At 46.6% G+C, this 21,084-nt stretch carries 24 protein-coding genes; 10 read left to right on the top strand and 14 right to left on the bottom strand.

Features of this window, described 5'->3' with window-relative positions:
* Positions 1-4 precede the first annotated feature (4 nt).
* On the bottom strand, positions 5-145 hold the full coding sequence (locus OSC7112_RS39580; protein WP_190274364.1) for a hypothetical protein: 141 nt from the start codon (positions 143-145) through the stop codon (positions 5-7).
* Positions 146-339: 194 nt separating this feature from the next.
* Between OSC7112_RS39580 and OSC7112_RS10825 the strand changes: the two genes are divergently transcribed.
* On the top strand, positions 340-960 hold the full coding sequence (locus OSC7112_RS10825; RefSeq protein WP_015175940.1) for a chromophore lyase CpcT/CpeT: 621 nt from the start codon (positions 340-342) through the stop codon (positions 958-960).
* A gap of 245 nt (positions 961-1,205) precedes the next feature.
* Here OSC7112_RS10825 and OSC7112_RS10820 read toward each other — a convergent pair whose 3' ends face one another.
* Together OSC7112_RS10820 and hemF are read right to left on the bottom strand one after the other, a co-directional pair.
* The gene (locus OSC7112_RS10820; RefSeq protein ID WP_006631392.1) at positions 1,206-1,568 is read right to left on the bottom strand and encodes an STAS domain-containing protein; all 363 of its coding nucleotides are present in this window, start codon (positions 1,566-1,568) and stop codon (positions 1,206-1,208) included.
* Positions 1,569-1,625: 57 nt separating this feature from the next.
* The gene (hemF, locus tag OSC7112_RS10815) at positions 1,626-2,669 is read right to left on the bottom strand and encodes an oxygen-dependent coproporphyrinogen oxidase (RefSeq protein ID WP_015175939.1); all 1,044 of its coding nucleotides are present in this window, start codon (positions 2,667-2,669) and stop codon (positions 1,626-1,628) included.
* A 281-nt stretch (positions 2,670-2,950) separates the two neighbouring features.
* On the opposite strand from hemF, the gene OSC7112_RS10810 reads away from it, so the two are divergent.
* From OSC7112_RS10810 to OSC7112_RS10800, 3 genes are all read left to right on the top strand, one after another.
* Positions 2,951-4,021, top strand: a complete 1,071-nt coding sequence (locus tag OSC7112_RS10810; protein ID WP_015175938.1) for an Mrp/NBP35 family ATP-binding protein — start codon at positions 2,951-2,953, stop codon at positions 4,019-4,021.
* A gap of 309 nt (positions 4,022-4,330) precedes the next feature.
* On the top strand, positions 4,331-4,522 hold the full coding sequence (locus OSC7112_RS10805) for an NAD(P)H dehydrogenase subunit NdhS (protein WP_015175937.1): 192 nt from the start codon (positions 4,331-4,333) through the stop codon (positions 4,520-4,522).
* 155 nt (positions 4,523-4,677) lie between these two features.
* Positions 4,678-5,346, top strand: a complete 669-nt coding sequence (locus OSC7112_RS10800) for an HAS-barrel domain-containing protein (protein ID WP_015175936.1) — start codon at positions 4,678-4,680, stop codon at positions 5,344-5,346.
* An 8-nt stretch (positions 5,347-5,354) separates the two neighbouring features.
* Here the strand turns inward: OSC7112_RS10800 and OSC7112_RS10795 are convergent, their stop codons facing one another.
* The 4 genes from OSC7112_RS10795 to OSC7112_RS10780 form a co-directional block, all read right to left on the bottom strand.
* Positions 5,355-5,585 carry a DUF7336 domain-containing protein gene (locus tag OSC7112_RS10795; protein WP_015175935.1) on the bottom strand — a complete coding sequence of 77 codons (231 nt, stop codon included), beginning with the start codon at positions 5,583-5,585 and terminating at the stop codon, positions 5,355-5,357.
* A 53-nt stretch (positions 5,586-5,638) separates the two neighbouring features.
* A complete protein-coding gene (locus tag OSC7112_RS10790) occupies positions 5,639-6,181 on the bottom strand; it encodes a hypothetical protein (RefSeq protein ID WP_015175934.1) in 543 nt (180 codons plus the stop codon).
* Positions 6,178-6,681: a DUF4365 domain-containing protein gene (locus OSC7112_RS10785; protein ID WP_015175933.1), complete on the bottom strand. Its 504-nt coding sequence runs from the start codon at positions 6,679-6,681 to the stop codon at positions 6,178-6,180. The genes OSC7112_RS10790 and OSC7112_RS10785 overlap by 4 nt, the downstream gene beginning before the upstream one ends.
* Positions 6,682-6,823: 142 nt before the next feature.
* Positions 6,824-7,087, bottom strand: a complete 264-nt coding sequence (locus OSC7112_RS10780) for a hypothetical protein (protein WP_015175932.1) — start codon at positions 7,085-7,087, stop codon at positions 6,824-6,826.
* A 115-nt stretch (positions 7,088-7,202) separates the two neighbouring features.
* On the opposite strand from OSC7112_RS10780, the gene OSC7112_RS10775 reads away from it, so the two are divergent.
* Complete coding sequence (locus OSC7112_RS10775) at positions 7,203-7,439, top strand: helix-turn-helix domain-containing protein (RefSeq protein ID WP_015175931.1); 237 nt, start codon at positions 7,203-7,205, stop codon at positions 7,437-7,439.
* Between the two features lie 172 nt (positions 7,440-7,611).
* Here the strand turns inward: OSC7112_RS10775 and OSC7112_RS10770 are convergent, their stop codons facing one another.
* Together OSC7112_RS10770 and OSC7112_RS10765 are read right to left on the bottom strand one after the other, a co-directional pair.
* A complete protein-coding gene (locus OSC7112_RS10770) occupies positions 7,612-7,854 on the bottom strand; it encodes a helix-turn-helix domain-containing protein (protein ID WP_015175930.1) in 243 nt (80 codons plus the stop codon).
* A gap of 118 nt (positions 7,855-7,972) precedes the next feature.
* On the bottom strand, positions 7,973-8,215 hold the full coding sequence (locus OSC7112_RS10765; RefSeq protein ID WP_015175929.1) for a helix-turn-helix domain-containing protein: 243 nt from the start codon (positions 8,213-8,215) through the stop codon (positions 7,973-7,975).
* A gap of 122 nt (positions 8,216-8,337) precedes the next feature.
* Here OSC7112_RS10765 and OSC7112_RS10760 point away from each other — a divergent pair, with 122 nt between their 5' ends.
* Together OSC7112_RS10760 and OSC7112_RS10755 are read left to right on the top strand one after the other, a co-directional pair.
* Complete coding sequence (locus OSC7112_RS10760; protein ID WP_041622474.1) at positions 8,338-8,589, top strand: hypothetical protein; 252 nt, start codon at positions 8,338-8,340, stop codon at positions 8,587-8,589.
* Between the two features lie 173 nt (positions 8,590-8,762).
* Positions 8,763-9,065 (top strand): Rieske (2Fe-2S) protein, encoded by a 303-nt coding sequence (locus OSC7112_RS10755; protein ID WP_015175927.1) that lies wholly within the window; start codon positions 8,763-8,765, stop codon positions 9,063-9,065.
* A 213-nt stretch (positions 9,066-9,278) separates the two neighbouring features.
* On the opposite strand, the gene OSC7112_RS10750 is transcribed toward OSC7112_RS10755, so the two are convergent.
* A complete protein-coding gene (locus OSC7112_RS10750) occupies positions 9,279-12,179 on the bottom strand; it encodes a TIGR02921 family PEP-CTERM protein (RefSeq protein WP_015175926.1) in 2,901 nt (966 codons plus the stop codon).
* Complete coding sequence (gene xrtO / locus OSC7112_RS10745) at positions 12,179-13,765, bottom strand: exosortase O (protein ID WP_150111522.1); 1,587 nt, start codon at positions 13,763-13,765, stop codon at positions 12,179-12,181. The genes OSC7112_RS10750 and xrtO overlap by 1 nt, the downstream gene beginning before the upstream one ends.
* 127 nt (positions 13,766-13,892) lie before the next feature.
* Between xrtO and smpB the strand changes: the two genes are divergently transcribed.
* The 3 genes from smpB (at position 13,893) to OSC7112_RS35560 (ending at position 16,035) form a co-directional block, all read left to right on the top strand.
* Positions 13,893-14,360, top strand: coding sequence for an SsrA-binding protein SmpB (gene smpB / locus OSC7112_RS10740; RefSeq protein ID WP_015175924.1), 468 nt, complete (start codon positions 13,893-13,895; stop codon positions 14,358-14,360).
* 731 nt (positions 14,361-15,091) lie between these two features.
* Positions 15,092-15,808: a tetratricopeptide repeat protein gene (locus OSC7112_RS10735; protein ID WP_223300808.1), complete on the top strand. Its 717-nt coding sequence runs from the start codon at positions 15,092-15,094 to the stop codon at positions 15,806-15,808.
* On the top strand, positions 15,805-16,035 hold the full coding sequence (locus OSC7112_RS35560; protein ID WP_015175922.1) for an Osc7112_2153 family protein: 231 nt from the start codon (positions 15,805-15,807) through the stop codon (positions 16,033-16,035). Before OSC7112_RS10735 ends, OSC7112_RS35560 begins: the two co-directional genes overlap by 4 nt.
* 437 nt (positions 16,036-16,472) lie before the next feature.
* Here the strand turns inward: OSC7112_RS35560 and OSC7112_RS10730 are convergent, their stop codons facing one another.
* The 3 genes from OSC7112_RS10730 to OSC7112_RS10720 form a co-directional block, all read right to left on the bottom strand.
* On the bottom strand, positions 16,473-17,933 hold the full coding sequence (locus OSC7112_RS10730; RefSeq protein WP_015175921.1) for an IctB family putative bicarbonate transporter: 1,461 nt from the start codon (positions 17,931-17,933) through the stop codon (positions 16,473-16,475).
* 291 nt (positions 17,934-18,224) lie between these two features.
* On the bottom strand, positions 18,225-19,112 hold the full coding sequence (locus tag OSC7112_RS10725) for a sensor histidine kinase (RefSeq protein WP_015175920.1): 888 nt from the start codon (positions 19,110-19,112) through the stop codon (positions 18,225-18,227).
* 158 nt (positions 19,113-19,270) lie between these two features.
* Positions 19,271-20,710: a lysophospholipid acyltransferase family protein gene (locus OSC7112_RS10720; protein ID WP_015175919.1), complete on the bottom strand. Its 1,440-nt coding sequence runs from the start codon at positions 20,708-20,710 to the stop codon at positions 19,271-19,273.
* Between the last annotated feature and the right edge of the window lie 374 nt (positions 20,711-21,084).

Here is a 21,084-nt window from a genome sequence, read left to right as displayed (position 1 = left end):
AGTCTTATAGATAAATAATTTTGCCGTAGCGGGCGTGCCTGCGCGGCGTGAGTAAAGTCGGGGGAGTCAATTCTGCGATCGGGCTGACAAAAATTGCCAGTTTTTTTAAGCGTTGCCGCCGGATTGCGAGACAAAATTTTATCAAAAATATTTTACGCGCGATCGGCAGCAACAATTAATATGTCGCAATAGGACGGAAAAACCCCAGTATCTTTACAATCATAGCGTAGCTGGGATCGGTCATAAATCTAATCTTCTGACTTGCCCAGCCTAGATACGGTCTTGCATATCACAATAAGTTTTTTTTGTCAACCCATAATCGTGAATAATCCAACACAAATGACAATTTCTCCTGAATTAATAGCTTTAGCCCAGTACATGGCGGGCGAATTTGACAACCGGGAACAAGCCCTAGCAGAGCCGACGTGGTACGTCCACCTTCGTATGTGGCAAAGACCACTACCGGTTCCTTTATTTTCCGAACCCAGCATTGCCCTGTTTGCGGAACAAGCCAACATTCTGGAATTAGACAAGCCGTACCGCCCCCGCATCGTGCAACTGAGGCACTCACAGATAGCGCCGGGACTTATCGAAGCTCAGTATTATATGTTCCACGACATTACAGCCGTCAAAGGAGCCGGTTGCAACCCCGACTTGCTTGGAAAGCTAACGAAAGAGCAAATCCAACTCCTCCCCGGCTGCACCCTGTCGGTTGCAGTGCAAAATTTAGCCTCAAACGGCTATCGCTTTCGGGCATCATTGCCGGAGGGCACTCGCTGCGGCTTTGCCTACGGGGGGCAAAATTACCAAGTAGACTTGGGATTTGAAGCCGCAGGCGAGGAATTTCTCAGCTACGACAAAGGAATAAACCCCACGACAGGCAAGGCTATCTGGGGAGCTCTAATGGGCCCTTTTAGATTTGTCAAGCGTCAGGATTTTGCTGCTGAGATATTGGTTTGAAGCAAGAAGCAACAAGAAACAAGGAAGAAAGATTTAGCTATCTAGGATAGAAGGCAAGACTTTACCTTGACCTATTCTTCTACTTTAGTGTTTTGGTGAACCTCTCAACCTCTCAAGAAAGGAAGAAAGCATAAGGAAGCTGGCAAGAATTTACCTGCTTCCTGTTCTTGTGCGGGGTTCCGGCGTATTTTGTAACCCTCAAGCTTAAATTGCGCTTACACCGCAACCGATGCCAGCGGGAGTGGTCAACTTGCGCGCGGCACCCCCTCTAGAGCTTCTTCTTCCGTTTCAAAGATTTCAAACACAGAATCCATCATGGTGACTTCAAACACCAGTTTGGCTTCGGGATGAACATTGCAAATGCGGAAACTTCCCTTAACTTTATCCGCATCCCGCATACCTGCTACAAGTGAGGTCAGGCCAGAGCTATCGATAAAGTTAACCTGACCAAGATTCACTACAACATGGCGGCTAAGTTTGGAAATACACTCTTGCAACTTGAGGCGGAATTGCCAAGCTGTAGTGATGTCCAACCGTCCTGTCGGTGCTAAGACGATAACTGTTGTACCGTCTTGAAGCGTGTGGGTTTTTTGATCAATATGAATCACTGACCCTTCCCTCAAATTTATTATCTATCGCGGTGGTTACTGTCCCAGTAGTTTAACTCAGGTCGGTGACTGCTGAGGCATCCAATTCGCCCAATCTTGCGGTTTTAAGAACTTGGAGTAGAGTTCGGCTTCGGGAGAGTTGGGTTCTGGCTCGTAACAGTATTCCCAGCGTACCAAAGGTGGCAGGGACATGAGAATCGATTCGGTGCGTCCGTTGGTCTGCAAGCCAAAGGTCGTGCCTCGATCGTACACCAAGTTAAATTCAACGTAACGGCCGCGGCGGTAAAGTTGGAAATTACGCTCGCGCTCGCCGTATTCTTTCGATCGGTGCTTTTCAATAATAGGGGTGTAAGCCGGCAAAAATGCCCGGCCGCAGTCCTGTACGAAGGCGAACAGCGACTCCCAAGTTCTAGGTTCCGGTACCCCGATGTCGTTGCTGCACTCGGCGGCCTTGCCTTTGACATGATGGTCGCGGTAAAGGGGGCCTTGAGCGCTTTGGTAGTCAAAAAATAGGCCGCCCACGCCGCGGGTTTCTTGGCGGTGAGGCAGGTAGAAATATTCGTCGCACCAAAGTTTAAATGTCGGATAATATCCGGGATGGTGGCGATCGCAAGCTGCTTTCAGAGTTTTGTGAAAATGAGCTGCATCCTCAGCCAACGGGTAATAAGGAGTTAAATCCACACCGCCGCCAAACCACCAAATCGGCCCAGCCTCAAAATAGCGATAATTCAGGTGAACCGTAGGCAAGTACGGATTGCGGGGGTGCAGCACCATCGAAGTGCCAGTTGCATAGAAATCGTGACCAGCAGCTTCTGGGTGCTTTGCCAGAATCAAAGCCGGCAAACTTTCGCCCCACACTTGGGAAAAATTGACTCCCCCTTGTTCAAAAACATTGCCTTCGCGCATGACGCGAGAACGTCCGCCGCCGCCTTCGGATCGTTCCCAAGAGTCTTCCTTAAATTTGCCAACGCCATCGAGCTGTTCGAGGGATTGACAAATTTCGTCTTGTAGGGTTTTCATAAATTGGCTGACTCTAGCTCTAGAGTCAGCGGGCGGCAAAAACGGGGAAGTGGCGGTTTTAAGTGTTGTAGAAACTGTCATCCGATTTAAGATTTAAGATTTTAGATTTTAGATTGAAGAATTGCGACCACGGATCAATTCGGGGATTGTGACCAAATTGCTTTCGGTCGTAGAAATTCTTGCCGAGCGCATTTGAGTTTGAGATTGACCGTGAGTCCCAAATCCAGTCGTCATGTAATTATGCCACCGCAGGTCTGCAAATGATCGCTATGAAGTTACATTAAAAAATAGCAATAAAAATATACTTAAACCTGCGATCCAAAATTCGCTAACCCAATTGCAGAGCTATGGTGGAGAACACAATGCCCAATACACTCGATGTTAGTTCAGTCTTAGAAATCCTGCGACCCGTGCAAGACCCCGAACTGCAAAAGAGTTTGGTGGAATTGAACATGATTCGTAACATAAAAATTGACGGCGGTGTCGTCAGTTTTACTTTAGTGCTGACAACGCCTGCTTGCCCGCTGCGAGAATTTATTGTCGAAGATTGCCAAAAAGCGGTCAAACAGTTGCCAGGAGTCGAAAAAGTGGCGGTGGAGGTGACAGCCGAGACGCCGCAGCAGAAGGGAGTGGTCGATCGCCAAGGCATTGAAGGCGTTAAAAATATTATCGCAATATCCAGCGGCAAAGGCGGCGTCGGCAAAAGCACGGTGGCGGTAAACGTGGCAGTAGCGCTAGCGCAAACCGGCGCTAAGGTGGGTTTGCTGGATGCGGATATCTATGGGCCCAACGACCCAAATATGTTGGGTTTGGGGGACGCGAAAGTCATGGTTAGGGACGGAAAAAGCGGGGAAAGCCTCGAACCCGCCTTCAATTACGGCGTCAAATTGGTGTCGATGGCGTTTTTAATTGACAAAGACCAGCCCGTGATTTGGCGCGGCCCGATGTTGAACGGGATCATTCGGCAGTTCCTCTATCAGGTGAATTGGGGCGATTTAGACTATCTGATTGTCGATATGCCTCCGGGTACTGGAGACGCGCAGTTGACAATGGCGCAGGCGGTGCCGATGGCTGGTGTCGTGATCGTGACCACGCCGCAGACTGTGGCATTGTTGGACTCCCGCAAGGGGTTAAAGATGTTCCAGCAGTTGGGAGTGTCGGTGTTGGGAATTGTGGAAAATATGAGCTATTTTGTGCCGCCGGATATGCCAGACAAGCAATACGATATTTTCGGTTCCGGTGGCGGGGAAAAGACTGCTGCTGAGTTGGGAGTGCCGCTGTTAGGCTGCATTCCGCTGGAAATTCCGTTGCGGGAAGGTGGCGATTCTGGGGTGCCGATCGTGGTGGGACAACCGGGTTCTGCTTCAGCTAGGGAGTTGCGGGCGATCGCCGGCCGCATTGCCGGTAAAGTTTCCGTAGCAGCCTTAGCGTAACTCACATCTTGGATTGTGAATCAGCTTTTGATGGGCGGGCGAGACGCCCACCCCACAAGAAACCTGTTGAGTGTGTGGAACAGGCATCTTGCCTGTTGAGTGTGTGGAACAGGCATCTTGCCTGTTGAGTGTGTGGAACAGGCATCTTGCCTGTTGAGTGTGTGGAACAGGCATCTTGCCTGTTGAGTGTGTGGAACAGGCATCTTGCCTGTTGAGTGTGTGGAACAGGCATCTTGCCTGTTTTAGCATCAAGTCTCGATCGCCAAGAAAAGGTAAGCTATAAACAGCCAACTTAACATTCCAAGAATTATGATTTTTCCAGGTTCGGCAGTTCGAGTTAAAGATAAGGGTGAGATTTACTACGCCTTTCAAGGACAAGTCCAGCGAGTTAGCGACGGGAAAGTCGCGGTACTATTTGAAGGCGGCAATTGGGACAAGCTGATTACGTTCCGGCTGTCCCAGTTGGAACTTGTCGATGCTACGGCTGGTCGCGCGAAATAGTCAGTTGGTTGTTGACAGTTGTCAGTTGACAGTTGTCAGTTGTCAGTAGTTATTGTTTATTAGTACCTACTTACAAATAATAATAAATAACAACCAACTGCCAACAACCAACTGCCAACAACCAACTGCCAACAACCAACTGCCAACTGACTAATATGCGTTTACCTTTACCCCAATTTGCTACAAAAGAGCGCCATCCCGATCGCATTGCTGAGGTAATCGAGACGGCAACTTCGGAGTTTTTGGCTCAATGTTTGGAACCGGAAGACTTAAGTTTTCCCGTGATGCCGCCTTTTGGCAGTTGGGTGAAGGCCGAGGATGAAGAGTCGAAAAATCAAATCTACGGCGTGGTTTATTACGCTACGACTAGCCCGATCGACTCGGTGCACAGAGCTCGCGCTTTGGGTTTGTCGCTGGAAGAGTTGCGGGAAGAACAACCGCAGATTTTTGCGATGCTAAAAACCGAGTTTCGAGTGGCGATTGTGGGGTTTGAGGCTGCGCCGGAAAGGTTGAACGGTCACGGCCCATCGAGGGGTAAAATTTATCAGTATTTGCCGCCGCGCCCGCCGCAAATTCACCAGGCGGTTTATCGCTGCGAACCCGATGAGGTGATTGATTTTACGGTGCAGTTGGATTTTTTGAGGACGCTGCTGGGGGTGGCTAATGCGCCGGTGGATGCGCTGACGGCGGCGGCGATTCGGGAGATTTATCAGTTGCGGATGCGCGATAGATATTGGTTGGTGGAAGCGGGGAGGAGTTTGAGTGTTTTGTTGAAGGATGATTATGACAGGTTGCGGGTGATTTTGAGCCAGATTCATCCGTAAAGTAAAGGTTAAGAATCTGAATAATAAACAGTTACATAGCCGTCGAGCCAGTGGTCTTTATCTAAGGGATAACAGCTTATATGAAAGCCTTCTGGAGCATCTATAAAACCGGGTTGGGAGAGCATTCTTGCCTTAGCAGCTTCGGCTAATGTTTTAGTCGAATAAATACCGATAATTTTGTAGTCTTCGCGGTCGTCTCCCAATTCATGGACGTGCTGAAGAATAAAGACATTAACCATCTTTTTAAAATTATTTAATTATTGCTCTTTAAGTTGATTATAGTAGAACGCATTCATTCCAACCATGCGTCTAAGTCTAATGTAAAGTGATGGGTACTTTCCAGCAAAAAAGAGCGACCTTGTTTAACTAAATTGCCTTGACAAATAACCGGAATTCTGGCTTGATAAGCTTTGACTGCCAGTTCGTAGACTGGTTCTGCTAGTTCTAACTGAATGCGCCGCAGCTTGCCAACAATAACGCCCGTCAAAGTTACTTTTCCGGTGGCTGCTCCTTCTTGCAAGTTGGTGACTATGCCTTGAATGGTAATGTTAGGAGCTGATGTCAAGAGATTGCTGAGAATTTCGAGCTGGGAACGATTTTCAGCAATTTCTAGGGTTTGTAAAACTTCAGCCATCCGGCGGGGAAAGTCTAAAAATTCTGGTTTTAATGGTAGCAGAATCTCTAACTCTTCTGAGGTTTCGCTGTGGCGATTCCAGAGAGAAGCTTTATCGTCAATTTGTCGCACTTCTTGCCAGCAATGCGTTTCGAGGTAAGTACGCACGATCTCTGGCTGTAGATTTTTGAGAATTTCGGGATCTCGAACGGTGACTATCATAGGGTTTCGCCTGCTTCTATTAGCTGCATGAGGGTGGTAAGAGCTGTTACATTAAAGATATTCTGTCTGGGTATGGAAATTGTAACAGTGGTTTGATTCTGGGTTGGGGGTTGACCTCGCAGAGAAACCCAATAACCGCAATATTTCAGGCAAAGTTCCTGTTGAGATTGGATTAGCCAATTGTCTAAATTCTCGGGTACGACTACAAGGATTAACAGTCGGGGAGTCAGAATATTTTCTACTTTTAAGTCATTGTAGTTCTTGACTTCGAGCGGATATCTAATTGCTTCCTGTCCAATCACATCCCTAGATGTGCATTTAACCTGGAGTTCAAGTCTGGGATATCGAATAATTCCACTTCCCATACCGCCAGCAAGAATGATATCGATCCCGTCAAAATCTAATGGTCTAGCTGCTATCTGGAAGGAGTAGCCAGCCGAGGCAGCAACTGCATAAATATACGCATAACTGAACTGTTCTTTTTGCTGGTTAATGTCCACGAGCGCTATTTGTTTAGTCTATCTCAAGCATAACTGGCATCGGAGGCGATCGCCCGATCGCCTATCCGTCTGGTACAGTACCGCAGTAGGTGCGCCATTCATAACGCACTGCGTCTGATGTCAAAGAGCATTTTTGCCCAATTTAATCTAAAGAAACATAGCGAATTAAACTCCGCATCAGCTTGCCGATAGTCGGGGCAGGTAAAATCTGCGACCATTCTTGAACTGCTGCAAAGCGACGCAAGTAGAGTGCGCTAACAATTTTATCGATTCCCTTCTGGGAACCAATCACTAGGATCGGCACAGGTTGCCGGTCTGGTTCAGCAGGCACAGGATTTGGCTGCGATGTCCGCGATGTGGGGATTTCGTCGATCTCTGTGGAAACAAAAAGCTGTGTTTGAGTCATTGCGGTCGATCTCCTCGATCCGATAGGTGCTAATTGTCAACTACTCGCAGTGTAGCGCATTAGATGACAATCAGCAACGTTTACAGGAGCATGACTCTCTGACACAATCGGGAGCATGGGAAGAGCAGGTAAAGCCCTCAAAAAAATATTAGAGGCATACGATATCAGTCAATATCAATTGGCGGCAAAGATGGAAATCGATCGCTCAAACGTTAGCCGTTGGGTGAGTGAAGAACGAGATCCATCCGCTGAGGCGGTATTTGCGATTAAGCAAGCGTTGCAGACCTTCAATCGGGAGGCGGCTGATGAATTCGTCAGGTTGTACCTGGGAAATGGCGAGGAAAACGGTTAGGTTCTCAGGTGTGGAGGGTACTTCACCTATCCTTTCTCTGAATTCAAGGGCGATCGCCAATTAGTTGGTGAGAATTTATTGAAAGCCAGAAAGATTATATATTGTCAGCTATTTGTTTAGTCTATCTCAAGCATAACTGGCACGGGAGGATCTCGCCCGATCGCCCATATTATTACTCTTCGAGTGTTTCCTCCAAATCATCTAAATACAAACAAATAAAATCCCCGGCTGCATCGGGATTAATTTGCCATAGTGCTTTCCGAATGTCCAACACTGCCTCTGCTACGGGATCTCTATTTTCATTGACCCAACGATGAATGTTGGAACGTGCTACGCCCATTGTCACAGCCAAGCGATTTTGACTTATGTTATAAGTTTCCAGCACTTGCTTGAGTGCTTTGCCTGCTTTTCCCATGCCTCACATTGTCTCAGAGGGCGATCGTTTCGTAAATGTTGCCTAAATAGTCGGCTGTTTGTTGAGTTTATCTTAAGCATAGGTGGCATGGGAGGCGAGCGCCCGATCGCCCATATTATTACTCTTCGAGTTTTTCCTCCAAATCATCTAAATACAAACGAATAAAATCCCCGGCTGCATCGGGATTAATTTGCTGTAATCCCTTGCGAATCTCTAGAACCGCTTCAGATGCCGGATCTCTATTCTCGTTAACCCAACGGTTAATGCTCGATCGTCCAATGCCCATAGTCGCTGCCAATTGATTTTGACTGATGCCATAGGTTTCTAAAACCTGCTTCAGCGCCTTTCCTGCCTTGCTCATGGCTTCTATGTTCTCAGAAGCTCGCAGCTAAGTAAAGATTGTTGACATTCGTCTACACTACGCGAAGATAGTGTTGTTGACGATTGTCAGCAAGCCACCCAGTAAACAACCGTATAATGCTTATGCCGAAAAACTTCCTTGCCAATCCCCCAGCAACCGATACTGCTACAGCGACAGTACCTGTAGCAGAGCCTCCGCCACCCGATCGAGAACCCGTGAAAATCCTGCTGATAGGTTCTCCCAAAGCGGTGAGGAGCATCATTCACATCCTTTACTGTTTGGGTTTTGCCTCTGTCAGCGAGTGGAGCCCGCTGCAACCTGCCCAAAAGCCCGGTGAAGTTATGAGCCTTCTCATGCGTTACCTGCGGCTGTAGGGGTGATATAACATTCTTTGCGGGCGTGAATTACCGCCAACAGCTTGTACAGTCTATTCAGACTTTAAGAGGTGTTGGCGTTAGAATTAGACCGCGATCGCTCGTTGTTCGCTATGCCTTTCGGACGATCGCCCATTAGTTGGCAATCATTTATTTAAACCGAGAAAGATTATATGTGGGTAGAGATAACAGGGCTGAATCAAATTCCCGAATGGGATATTTTGAAGGTAAAAGTTGAGGGTACTTCGCTGATTTTGAACCGTCAAGGCATGAATGTCACTTGTTACCGCAATGCTTGCACTCATTTAGAATACCCGATCGACATGGGTAAGGTAAGCAGCGGCATCATTACCTGTCCGTTTCATAAGTATCAGTACAAATTAGATACGGGTAAATGTTTGAATGCACCAGCCGATTCCCTGGAATCTTATCCGGTAAAGATTGAGGGCGATCGCGTTTTTGTGGAGATAGATTAGTTATTCGTTATTCGTTAAGTCCGACAGTCCGACAGGGGTTTAAACCCCTGTCTCATAGCTCAAGTCGTCTCAAGACGACTGTAGATTAGTATTTGATATCAAGCCCGGCTTAAATACCCCCTCGCTCTCTTAGTCTGCGGAGGCAGACTTTGTTTTTGTAGTAGCGGTTTCAACCGCCGAACCATCGAGGGAGTAGCCAACCCGGATTTACTTTCAGCCTACCATTTTCGCGCGCCGCTGACGGAGGAAAATCACCAAAAGTCCGATCGCACCTACCGCCAAAAGCAGCCATTCTTCGGGTTCAGGAACCCCCGAAACATTCAGAGGATTATTCGGCTTACTCAACTGTTCCTTACCCGATTCTACCTCTCTTTCAAATCGATCGCTCTTAGCTTCCGCTGCTTTTAGCTGCTCCCTTTGCGCGTCATTAACTAACACAATCATCGAAGAATAAGGAGTCACCACTTTGAAATTTTTAGCTACTGCGTGCATCGCATCCAGTTGCGTCAATTGATTTGAACTTTTCTGCTTGCTAAGTGCAGTTATCAACTGCCGCGCAGCTATCGGTTTAAAGCCTTCATTGCCTGTATTTTTTGACTCTACAACTGCCGCCGATTTGGCGGTTTTTTCCGACTGCGGCGTTTTGGCATAACTCCAAACATAGCCATCAACAACGCTAACTGTAGATTTGCCCGAAGCTGCTGTCGTCGCCACTCGCTGTATCGCCTCTTTCATATCCGTAGCAACTCCGCCGCCGCTATCTTGAATAACCTTCAATGTTGCGTCGTCGTAGCCGGGGGGCAAACCTCCCAAATGCACTGTCCATAGGGGTGCAGAGATGGAAAGTTTAGGTTTGCGATCGTCCGACAATTCGTAACTGTGGCGATCGCTCACCAAAAATACAGTATCGTAACTTTTCTCGCCCCGCAACTGTGCAAACTGTTGCAGCATATCTTTGAGCTGGATTGTACCGTAAAACGTCACCTTTGCCGCATCGAAATTGCGTACATCTTCCACCAACTTAGGCGGCATTCCCGCAGCGCTGGCGACATATAAATCAACAGCATTTTTGACTGCTGCATGAGATTTCAACCATTCAAAAGTCTCTTTTACTTGCTTATTTGCCGCCGCCATGCTGCGGGAAGTATCCAGAATAACTGCAAACTTTTTGCCTTGCGGTAGCGAGTAATCAGCATCACCCAGCGGCTTAGCAGAAATGATATTTCCTCCCGGCAGAACCGCCTGCTGCGCTGTTAGCGGTTGCTGTGCGACTGCCGGCAAAAACGGTGGCAGCCAAGTTTCTCTTGCTTCTTTCCCGCTGTATTTTACCTCTTTTCCGGCGATCGTGCGGCGCGTATTTTGGTTCCAAAAAATGTTGCGTTTTTCAGCCAAAACAGGCATAGCCCAACCCTGCGGCTGGCGCATGACTTTGTAGGTAAGCCACAGGTGCATTTCCGTTGGCCCGTCAGTTTGGGTGAATTCTCGTTTAGCCGGGATTGGAAAAGCCCGCAAGCGGTATTGTTTGGGGCCAATTTGTTCTAGCAAAGCCGGATCGACTCTTTCTACTACCTGTTGGTTGTAGACTTGCTGGGCGGCACCTCTAGGCGATACCGTAAATGCAAAACGTTTGTTTAAATCGCCAGTATCGCCCAGCCAAACTCCTGTAACTGCGGCGCTTTCCGGCAGGGAAAAGTAGTAGAATACCTCTTGCAAGTTCGGCGTTTGATTTTTGTAAACTTCGTAGAGTTGAACGTCAGCCCAATCGCCGTTTTCTTTGACAGTCAATTCTTGCGACTGCAACCATACTTTTTCCTGATTGACATTCAGCAAACCGGCTTTAGCTTCTTCCCGGTTTGAGGTTGACTGCACCGCGTGTTTTACTGCTTCTTTGTCGCCTTTTTGCAGTTCCGTATCGAAGAATTCGCCGTAGAGTTTTTCGGCTTTTTCCACATCAGCACTAGAACCTTGATACAAAAACGGCGACATTAAAAAATTATAGCTGTTCTGCAAAGTTTGAGCCGCTCCGTCAGGGAAAATCCAACTATTTTTGTACATCTCATAAATGTGGTTGTTTTCTCCCACAGTGCTGAGGTAGCGGTAAGGGGACAAATAAGCATTGACTAAGCCGGATCGAATCATATCAGACTTGGCTAATAAAGTTTGGCGGCTGCTGTCATTTGCGGGGGGAGTCGCCAGCATTTTTAATGCTGCAACTTGTGGCTGCTGCTGCAAAGCCGAGAAAATAGCCAGCCAAGCTGCTATGACTCCCAAACTTCCGATTAGCGCTTTATTTTTCCCGTATTGTGCAGCAAAACTCTGCCATATTTTCCGCCCGGAATGAATGTAGAGAAAGCCGTACAGCGAAGGCATGACAACGAACAAGCTACAGGTTAAACCAAACAATATAAACGATAGCGGTATCCAAATTAAAGCCCAGGCCCAGTTCCCATATTTAAACATCTCCAGAAATTGTGAAACCCATGTAAACTTGAAAAATTGAATGACGACAAATAAGAATCCATAAAGTGTATACAATGCCACAGGTACAGCGTAATAAATCAGCAATGTTGCCGCCCAAATGCCAACTACTACCATTAAACTGTGACAGCCTAATTGCAGCCACGCACTTCGCTTTTCTCCGATTAACCTGAAAAAACGAGGCTGTTTATTATGGGAATTCTGGGAATCGAAAATATTTTGAATATTTTCTCTTTTACCCAGATATCCGTACAGCATTTCCACTGAAAATGCTGCAATGCACAAAGCAATAGTAGCGATGATTTGAGAACTAGCTGGGGTGAGTTCTCGCAGCAGGAACAAGCGGAGCAAACAAAGCAAAAATAGCGGTGCTTCTACGCCGTAAAACCAACGCATTAGCTGTAGGGGTTGCTTGCTAAAATGCCTAGCTCCTATTACAGTACATACAGTGGGTACTGCGATCGTAGCTGCCACAGTCAAAGAAAACTCTAGCGGGATAGTGCCATCTATTGTCGCCCTAATTAATGGCACTCCTATAATCGGCAAAATTCCCAAGTAAACAATCGATAAAAATGTCAAATTCCACAGCCAAAAAATAGTTTGAAAAATTCCATCAAATACCTGTTTGATTTTCATTAATTTCCACCTCGCAAGCTTTGTTTAACGGTATCGTGTACCCGATCGGCAAACTCTTTTACTTCATGATTTTCGGCTGCTAGCGAACTGTCAAATAAAATAGAAACTAGCACCCAATTGTGATTTTTGTGAGTGAGGTCGCTGCCGATACGGGAGAGGAAGTTATCTGTAGTTAGCTGTGCAGATTGCAGCCAGTATACTGCTGATAATTTGTTGTTTTTGAAAGACAGCCAGCGCGCTATTATTGAAGGAGTTAGTTGTTTTTTTTCTATGCGGTTGACGGGAATTCCGCTGGCTACAAAACACAACTCGGGGGCGTGATAAGTTTGCCAGGATGTGCTCGCTACTGTGAGCATGGAACCGCGCAAGTTGCCGGCGACAAATCTGATTTTTTGTGTTTGCGTATCTGGATAGTTGCCAAAGAATTTTTGTTCGCTAGGATTCAGGGGAATCGACTCTGATTTAATGTATTGAGGCAATCTTAAAGGTGCGATCGCCATTTTTGACGTTTCTACATGAGACAGTTGAGCCATGACTGCCAAAACTGTGACTGCTGCAATTATTCCTGGTTTGGCTAAAGGGTGATTTTGGAGTATGTCTGAGTTGGGTTTTGCAGAAATACCGCTGGTTTTTTCTGGCTGAAATTTCGGTACTCGTTGCAGCATTAACCAGGTCACAAAACAAGCACATACTAAACCGACAATCCCCAGAGGAACGTGAATGATTTCTGCTATATTCGGCTGTTTAAACACTTCTGAAACCAGGACTAACACGGCAACCCGCGCAGCATTAGCCGACACTAACATTAAAAGATTAGCAGCGCATACAGCCAGCCATCTTAAAGTCAATTTACGCCCTTCCAGCCAGGTAGCAGCTAGCAAAAATAGCGTTCCGACTAAGAGGGTTTTAATGCCGCTACAAGGCACGTCAACCTGAGCGATGCCGTTTTCCAAAACGATAATATCGTAAGAAGAAATAGCTCCAACGTGCAGCATTGAGAGCAACTGTTCTACTACCTGAGCAGTCAGGACTCGCGCAGGCAAACCTAATCCGCTATTCAACTGACTGTTGAATGGTAAAATACAAGCCAGCAACCCCGCAACTGGCAAGTTTTTTTGCCAAAAATTGGGCTCCACCAATAACCCGCACAGCCCGTAAGTTCCGAGGATAAATAGCAGGACAGTAACTTGTTTGATATCAATTATGTACTGAAGGGCGATCGAGCAAATACCCGCACCCAACATCAACAGCAGTGGATATCGCCTCAAAACGAAATTTGGCGAAAATCTGGGCGGGCGATCCTCTTCGTTGGCGTAGCCCCCGTAGGGGCGGGCTGCGCTAACAGAGTTCCCGATCGATCGCACTACTAATGCTAGAATCAGAAAAGCAATTACTATCTTGTACAGTGTGGGTATCTCAACAAACGAGGATAACAGCCACTTAACAGCCGAGATATTAGCCCAAAACCAAGCAAGCACTAACAAAAAAGGAGCCAGTAAAACCAAATTAACCCCTGAATTGGGACTGACAGAATCTGGAAGGTCAGAATTGGGAATATTGGTGCGCTGCATGATACCGCTTGACATTCACGTTGGTGACATCTTAGCTCAGCCAAATTGGTAATGCCTAGACCGATTATTTAAGTTTTGTCAAGCTTCGATTTTCTCTACAGAGAAGCTAGCGTTATAATAATTAATTTTAGCGGAGGTAAAAATGAGCGAAAAAAGCCCAGGATACAAAATTGTTAGCGATAACCGCCAAGCGCGCCATCTCTATGAAATTATAGAGACATATCAGGTAGGCATCGAGTTGAAGGGAACCGAAGTCAAATCTATTCGGGAAGGAAAAGCAAATTTGCGGGACGGATATGGCTTAGTTCGGAACGGGGAACTGTGGCTGATCAACGTTCACATTTCGCCTTGGAGAAGTGCTAGCAATTATTTTAATCACGAGCCGCGCCGCACCCGTAAATTGCTGATGCACAAGCAGGAAATTCGCAAATTAATCGGCAAAGTCGAAGAAAAAGGTTTGACTTTAGTGCCGTTAAAAATGTACTTGAAAGGCGGCTGGGTAAAACTTGATATCGGTTTGGGTAAAGGGAAAAAACTGCACGACAAGCGCGAAGATTTGAAGAAACGCGAAGACAAGCGGGATATGGAAAGAGCGATGAAGCAATATTAGTCAGCAGTCATTAGTCAGTTGTCAGCAGTCAGTTGTCAGCAGTCATTAGACATCTCCGAAAAATCAACTAAAACCTTTGCTCCTCGAAGGTTGAAAGTTAATTTATGGAGATGTTTATTAGTCAGGAGTCATGAGTGATTCATGATTGGTGATTGCTGATTAATGATTTGCTATTTTAAATCGAGTTCGGTTAATTACTCATCATAATATTTTTCCAAATCCTCAAGGGAGGATTTTGATGACTTCCATCGTCACTACAAACTTAATTAGAGTTATTTCACCGGAGTCCATCTTACAGCAGATTCTATGTTGATGAACTAAACCCCAGCTCGTTCGATGCCCGTAGCGAAACGGCCCAGGATAAGCCCCTACACTTCATAAACCAGGAATACGCTGTATCTCCTCATACAGTCGCATACTGTCGATCGACTGACCGCTGACTAAGTATTATTACTTAGACAAGGCGAACAGTTCTACCTTCTTCCTGCTTCCCGGTTCTTTTTTCCTGAAAATATCCGGATGGCTTGTGGAGTCTCATGAATGATTAACCTATGCTCGAATACATCTAGGTAGTGGCAGCATTACTCAAGCATTCGGCTGTGGACTTACAAACTCTTATGGAGAAATGGGCTCAATCCTGAGTCATTTCCTAAGATTAGGATGCTATTAGGGTGGCAATTCAATCTGGAAAACAAAATATCGCCCAACTCTCAAGTTAAAATATGCTAAAAATGACACCATTAGCTAACATTTTCAATGCCATTAAAGAGCCAGCAAAAAAGCATCACACCTCGAAGTGGGGAGCCTTATTGGTGATGCTAGCAGTAGGCTTTGGCGGCTGGCAAATTGGGTTGCCGGAACTGGCAGCATTTTTTAATAATATGGCTTTTGAAAACTACAAAGCCAATCGATTGGCTGATACTCAAAAAGCATATGAGTTAGCGCTCTGGGTAGATCCAAAAAGCCGAACAGCTCTTTACAATTTAGGATGGCTTTGCGAAGAGGTGCAAGATTTACAGTGCGCCAGAGGAAAATATCTGCAAGCTGCCAAACTCGGTCTGCCTGCAGCTTACAGCAATCTGGCTCGATTATATATAGTCGATCGAAAAAACTATCCGGCTGCCGTTCACTTCCTGTGGCAAGGTTTGAAATTAGCTGAGGACGATCGAGTAAAATATTCTTTACTCAAAAACTTGGGATGGGCTCGCCTGGAACAGGGTCGATATTCAGAGGCATTGCAACATCTGGATGCAGCGATTAAACTTGATAGTGAAAGACCAGCAACTTACTGCTTAAAAGCGCAAGTCCTAGAAAAGATGAAAAAGACGAAGGAAGCGCTACCGCAGTGGAAAATTTGTCTAAAGTATGCGGATTCTCAAGAATTCGATGAGGATATATGGATAGGAATGGCACGTCAACGATTAAACGAGGAAAAAACAAATAAATGAAACGCACAGTTTTGTTTTCATCAACCATACTGGCAATTATAACGGTACTGGAGCTAAGTCAAGCCTCAAAAGCACTGCCAACTCCTTCGACTGTTAAAATTACAGTTAATGAATCAGTCGAAACGCCGTTCGACTTCAATCAATCGACGTGGCGGCGGTGCAGAGATAGAGATGGTGGAAAATATCCGTGTCCGAGATTCATCCTGCCTCAGGAGAGCGAAGAATAAGAGTTATTTTCAATAAATTTTGTAGAGTGTACCATCATCACTTTACAGCAACAGGTATGTAGTATGTAGTAGTAGTATGCAGGGTGCGCTGTCCGCACCTGATAGCATTTGAGATTTGAGATTAAGAATTGAAGAATTGAAAATAACTTAGGGCTATAATGGTTTGCAGCTTGCATAAAGCTGCATTCTTTTTTTGAACTGGTATAACTCCTAATCATTGCTGTATCGGCTATTGCTGGAATCCCCACCGGGCGCAGGGCTGTTTCATTCGACCTAGGGGCAAACCCTCGTGAAGAGCCCCGATATTTGAAACATCGATTTCATCATCCGTGGAGGGGGTAGGCATTCTTGGCAGTACCCCTACAAAACGATGATTTCCCTGAGAATGAAACTGCCCTGCCACCGGGCGGGGAGAAAATCCCCGCCAGCAATTCTATCTACTCGCCCTCCGTCAAAACTGAATCTTGGTGGGGGTGCGAGTTGCTGTAAAAACTAGCAATAATCGCCACCATCAACCACCAAAGCATATTAACTTCGGGTCGGTACCAAACTGTATCGACAAAACCGTGGGCCATCATGCCTGCTAAAGTTGCGATCGCCCCAATCAACCAAAAACCCTGATTCGATTTGAGATTTGGGATTTTAGATTGGGGATTTTGGGATTCTTCCTCTAAACTAGAGATTTTAAATTGTGAATCCCGCAGATTTTTGATCTGCAACAAACCTTGATTGACGGTGACAGTCATCAGCCAAAGGAAACACATTAAACCGATAAAACCGGTTTCCACCGCAATTTCCAGCAGCACGGAATAAGCGCTCAAAGCAGTGAATTTCGGCTTCATGTAAAGCGGATAAACTTTATTAAAAGCAGTATTTCCAGGCCCAATTCCGAGAATTGGCCGATCGCGAATCATGTCCATCACCGCCGTCCAAACATTAATCCGAAAATTGTTACTGCTGTCATCTCGGCCGATAAACATACTCGAAACTCGATCGCGCAGAGGCTCCACTAAAGCCACTCCCAAAATTAAGGCTCCAGCCAAACCTCCTAACCCTAACGGCAGCGCCCAAGTCCGCCAGAACCGAGGCATCAAAGGGCTGTACCAGTACCACAGCAGCACTAAAAATACCACCAGTAGAGCCACAAAACCGATCCAAGCACCCCGGCTGTCCGTGTAGCGCAAACACGCGCAATTCACCACCAGCATTGTCAGCGCTAAAACTTTTGTTCCCCATCCTTTCCACACAAAAAGCGCGGCGGCGCTCAATGCAATGGCCGGCAGCAAATAGGAACCAAGCAAGTTAGGATTTCCCAAAAAGCTGTAAACTCGCGTGACATTGGCTTGAGTAGAAGTCGGATCGTTCCAAGTAGCTAAGGGCGGCACTTTGTCAATCCACTGCCGCACGCCGTAGAAACTGACAATTAAAGAGACGTTCAAAAATACGGCAATTAACCACGATCGCCAACGGGGCGATCGCAATATCCGAGCCATCAGCGCAAAAAACAGCAAATACAGCGTTAGCTTGCTCCAACCAGTAAAAGCGGCGACTTTCACGGGCGACATCGCCGTTGCGACGGTGGCAATGCCCCAGTACAGCAGAACCAACAAGTGAATCGGCGTCAAGGCGATCGCGCGATCGTCCGAAACAGTCAGCAGCACCCAAAATGCAGCGCTAGCCGCCATCAACACCCCCACCAAGGCATTGTTCACAAACGGCGCCAAACCGAAAGTCAAGCCCAGCAAAACAAAACCCAAGGGTTCTGCCCACTGCATCAGCCAGCTACTCTGCCGCCAACTGCGTAAAGAGCCGATCGCCAAATTGAATAAATAACTTCCACTTTGCCACTGAGAGAGCGGCAAATTTGCCAGAGTTAACTGTTGCCAAACTGAATTCATTTTTAGATTGATTATTGGTAATGGGGAATTGGGAATTGGGAATTGGGAATTGAGTCTAAAAGCATCGACAATTGGTAGTAAATCCCATTTTGCACCCTTCTCGCTTAAGGCTTTTCGGGTCGGCTCCACAAAGAATAAATTTCTTGTGGGTGGGGCACGCGAGCCCGCGCCTAAAAGCCTTATTGAGAATCGTGCAACATCTCAGTATTAATTAACAAATTACTTGTTTCTTCTTCCTTCTTCTTTCCATCCGTTACATCCGTTAGAAAATCCGTTGCCGAACTTCCTTCTTTAGCCTTCCAACAATTCCGTAGCATTTGTGCAGGGCAGCCAGAGCACGTAGCGATAGCCAGATTCCGAGGCGCCTTGAATTGAGAGTTGGCCGCCTTGAATTTCCACCAATTGGCAGCAAAGCAGCAGCCCCAAGCGTTCCCTGGCCCCGTAACCAGCTAACACCGGTGCGGTATCCTCGGCATTCTGGGCCACCAAAGCCGCCAACTCAGAAAACGCCAGCGTTAATCGCTGCGAGCCCTGTGTCGGGAGTTGGGGTTCGAGTCCGGGGGAGTCGGTTTCGGAGTTCGATGGCGAACCGCTACCCGATCCGACCTTCAACAAGTAGTCGGAGTAGAGTTTAGCATGGGGCAAACTTTCTCCCAACCAAGGATGAAAAACCCAAACTCCGATGTTGATACCGTCTTCTTTCCGAGAAACGTGGACTCGAATCACGCTGCCTGCCCCAGCAGATTGAATAATGCTAAAAATTAAGTGGTGCAGCATTTGCTGAACCTTATCTTTATCTACCAACCAGATGCGCGACCCGGGCCCCATCGACAAATTAATTTCTTGTTCTCGTCTACTTGCCGCCGACGCCAGGATTGTCACAACCTGCTGGCACAAAGTTTCTATATCGACTGCGGTTCGCTTCAAGGTGAAAGCGGAATCATCTAGTTCTGCCAGTTCCAAAATTTCTTCAACTAGCGATCGCAAAGAGCGGCTGCTGTCTTGGATCACGTCAATATATTCTTTTTGCTTGCTCGTTAAGGGGCCATAAATTTCTTGTTTCAACACGCTTGCCATGCCGAGGACAGAAGTGAGAGGTGTGAGCAATTCCTGCGCTAAATTATTCAGCAGTTTTACTTTAATTGAGTGAGTAGACAAATCGATAGGTTTGTTAGTCATCGGTAATTTTTATTGGTTCATTGTCGAGCGAGTGTTTGCGGTTTATTAGACCTATTCCAAAAGTTTATAACAATCTGTTTATAATTCACAAAAAAAAAAGAGTAGTGAATAAAAATATATCTTCCTTCTTCCCTAGAAGCTCTTCCTTATCTGAGTAATTAAGATTGAATCATTGCTTCTAAAGCTGATTGCAAGTCTTGAGTGAGTTCGGCAACTGCTAACCTGCGGCTGGTTTGATATCGCTCCCAACGATCGCTCACGGATATCGGTTCGCCCACGGTCATTTGTACTTGCTGTTTGCCCAACTTCGGTCTGCCGAAAGGATTTCCCCCTTTGATTCGAGCCAGTACGTCCCACAGCAGTAAAGTTGTTTCTGCCAAACGTTCTGCTGTCAGTTGTTCTGCGACGTACCTGCCCGTGACGGACACGAAACTTTCTACAAGTCTCATGTGCCACATCCGAAGACTTGCTTCTTCAGCGAGGCGATCGGCTAATCCTCTTTCTAAGGGAGAAAGTGCTGCAATATTTTTGATATCTTCTCGATAAATATAGTCCCAGCCTGCTTGTTCCAGACGGCGGCAGCGGTCTATTAAACTGCCTTTGGGTTTTAAGTTAAAATATTCTTCTGCTACTTGCAAAGCCACGTCTAACAGTGCTTTCAGTCGAGCGATCGTTACTTCATTCTCAAAACTATTTGTCGTTTTTTCGGGAAGTGATGATGGTAAAGTAGATATTTTTGGGGGTAAAATTTTATGATAAAAACGGCTGTAAAACTCTTCCATCACTGCTAGCAAATGGCTGCCCAGTCGAATCAGGCGCAGATATTGGAATTTGTGATTGTGGTTTTCGGAATCGGGATTGGCCTTCTCTAAATTAGCGAGCTCGGTGCGTTCTAAGGGTGGGAGTCCGCAATCAATTTCTAATTGAGTTAAAAGTTTTTCTAGGGGTTGCCAAGGTGGGTTGACATAGCGGTATTGAATGCCGATCGGCACAATTAAAACTTTTTCAGTGCGTCCGGCTTTCAGCAAATCTTCAACGCACCAGAAGCCCATTTGAGCAACTCCCGGTTCGAGGGGGCTAACTATTTCATTGTGACCGTTGGTGGCGCCTTCTGGGGCGGCGGCGATCGGGAATTGGCTGTTGGCAAATAAATCGCGGGCCGATCGCAATCCGACGCGATCGATTTTACCGCGAACGATCGGAGTGCCGCCGAGGTGGGAATACAGCCAGCCGACTCCCGCACCGGCCCACAGGGGAATGCCGCGATCGTAGATAAAGTGGGAATGTACCGGGAATTGCAGGGGAATGCCTTTGGCGCGCGCCGCCTGGGGAACGAGTTTCCAAATTAGTTGTCCCAAACAGTAGGGATCGTCTGAGTTGGGGTGGCGGAAGGCTAGCAAGAAGCGAACTTTTTGATTTTGAAATTGGTGGAATAGTTCGGCGAGGGTTTCGACGTTTTCGGCTTGAACCTGGCTGATACTCGTCCGAAATCGCAGCCACCAGGGGAATATTTGCTTACAACCTTGCACCACTAGCGGGTTGTAGGCTGGGGGTATGAATTCCAGCGGCGGCTGAACTTGGCTAATTGAATTGGGCATTTTGGGATTTTAAATTTTAAATTTTAGATTTTAGATTGCTAGGTTGGGGTAAAAACTTCCAATTTTTAGAATGCTGAAGTTTTTTTTATTCACCGCAGAGGACACAGAGGACACGGAGGAAGAGAGGAGATAGCAAAGCGTGTCAATTTAACGTCAAAAGTATGACTCGTCTTGGATTGAATATCATGTCCAGTCGATCGACCACCATATTTTGGTCGGGGCGGGTTTACGGGATTTCTGGCTGATATTACAGATTGGGGGTGAACTGGCTCCGACCAGAATTACCATTATTTTACAGGACTAGATATGAAACCATCATCTTTTTTACCCCCCTGTCCTTGACAAGGGGGATGCGAGGGGGTAAATCGATTGCG

Source organism: Oscillatoria nigro-viridis PCC 7112, assembly GCF_000317475.1.
GTDB lineage: Bacteria > Cyanobacteriota > Cyanobacteriia > Cyanobacteriales > Microcoleaceae > Microcoleus > Microcoleus nigroviridis.
This window is presented reverse-complemented; position numbering and strand designations above follow the sequence as displayed.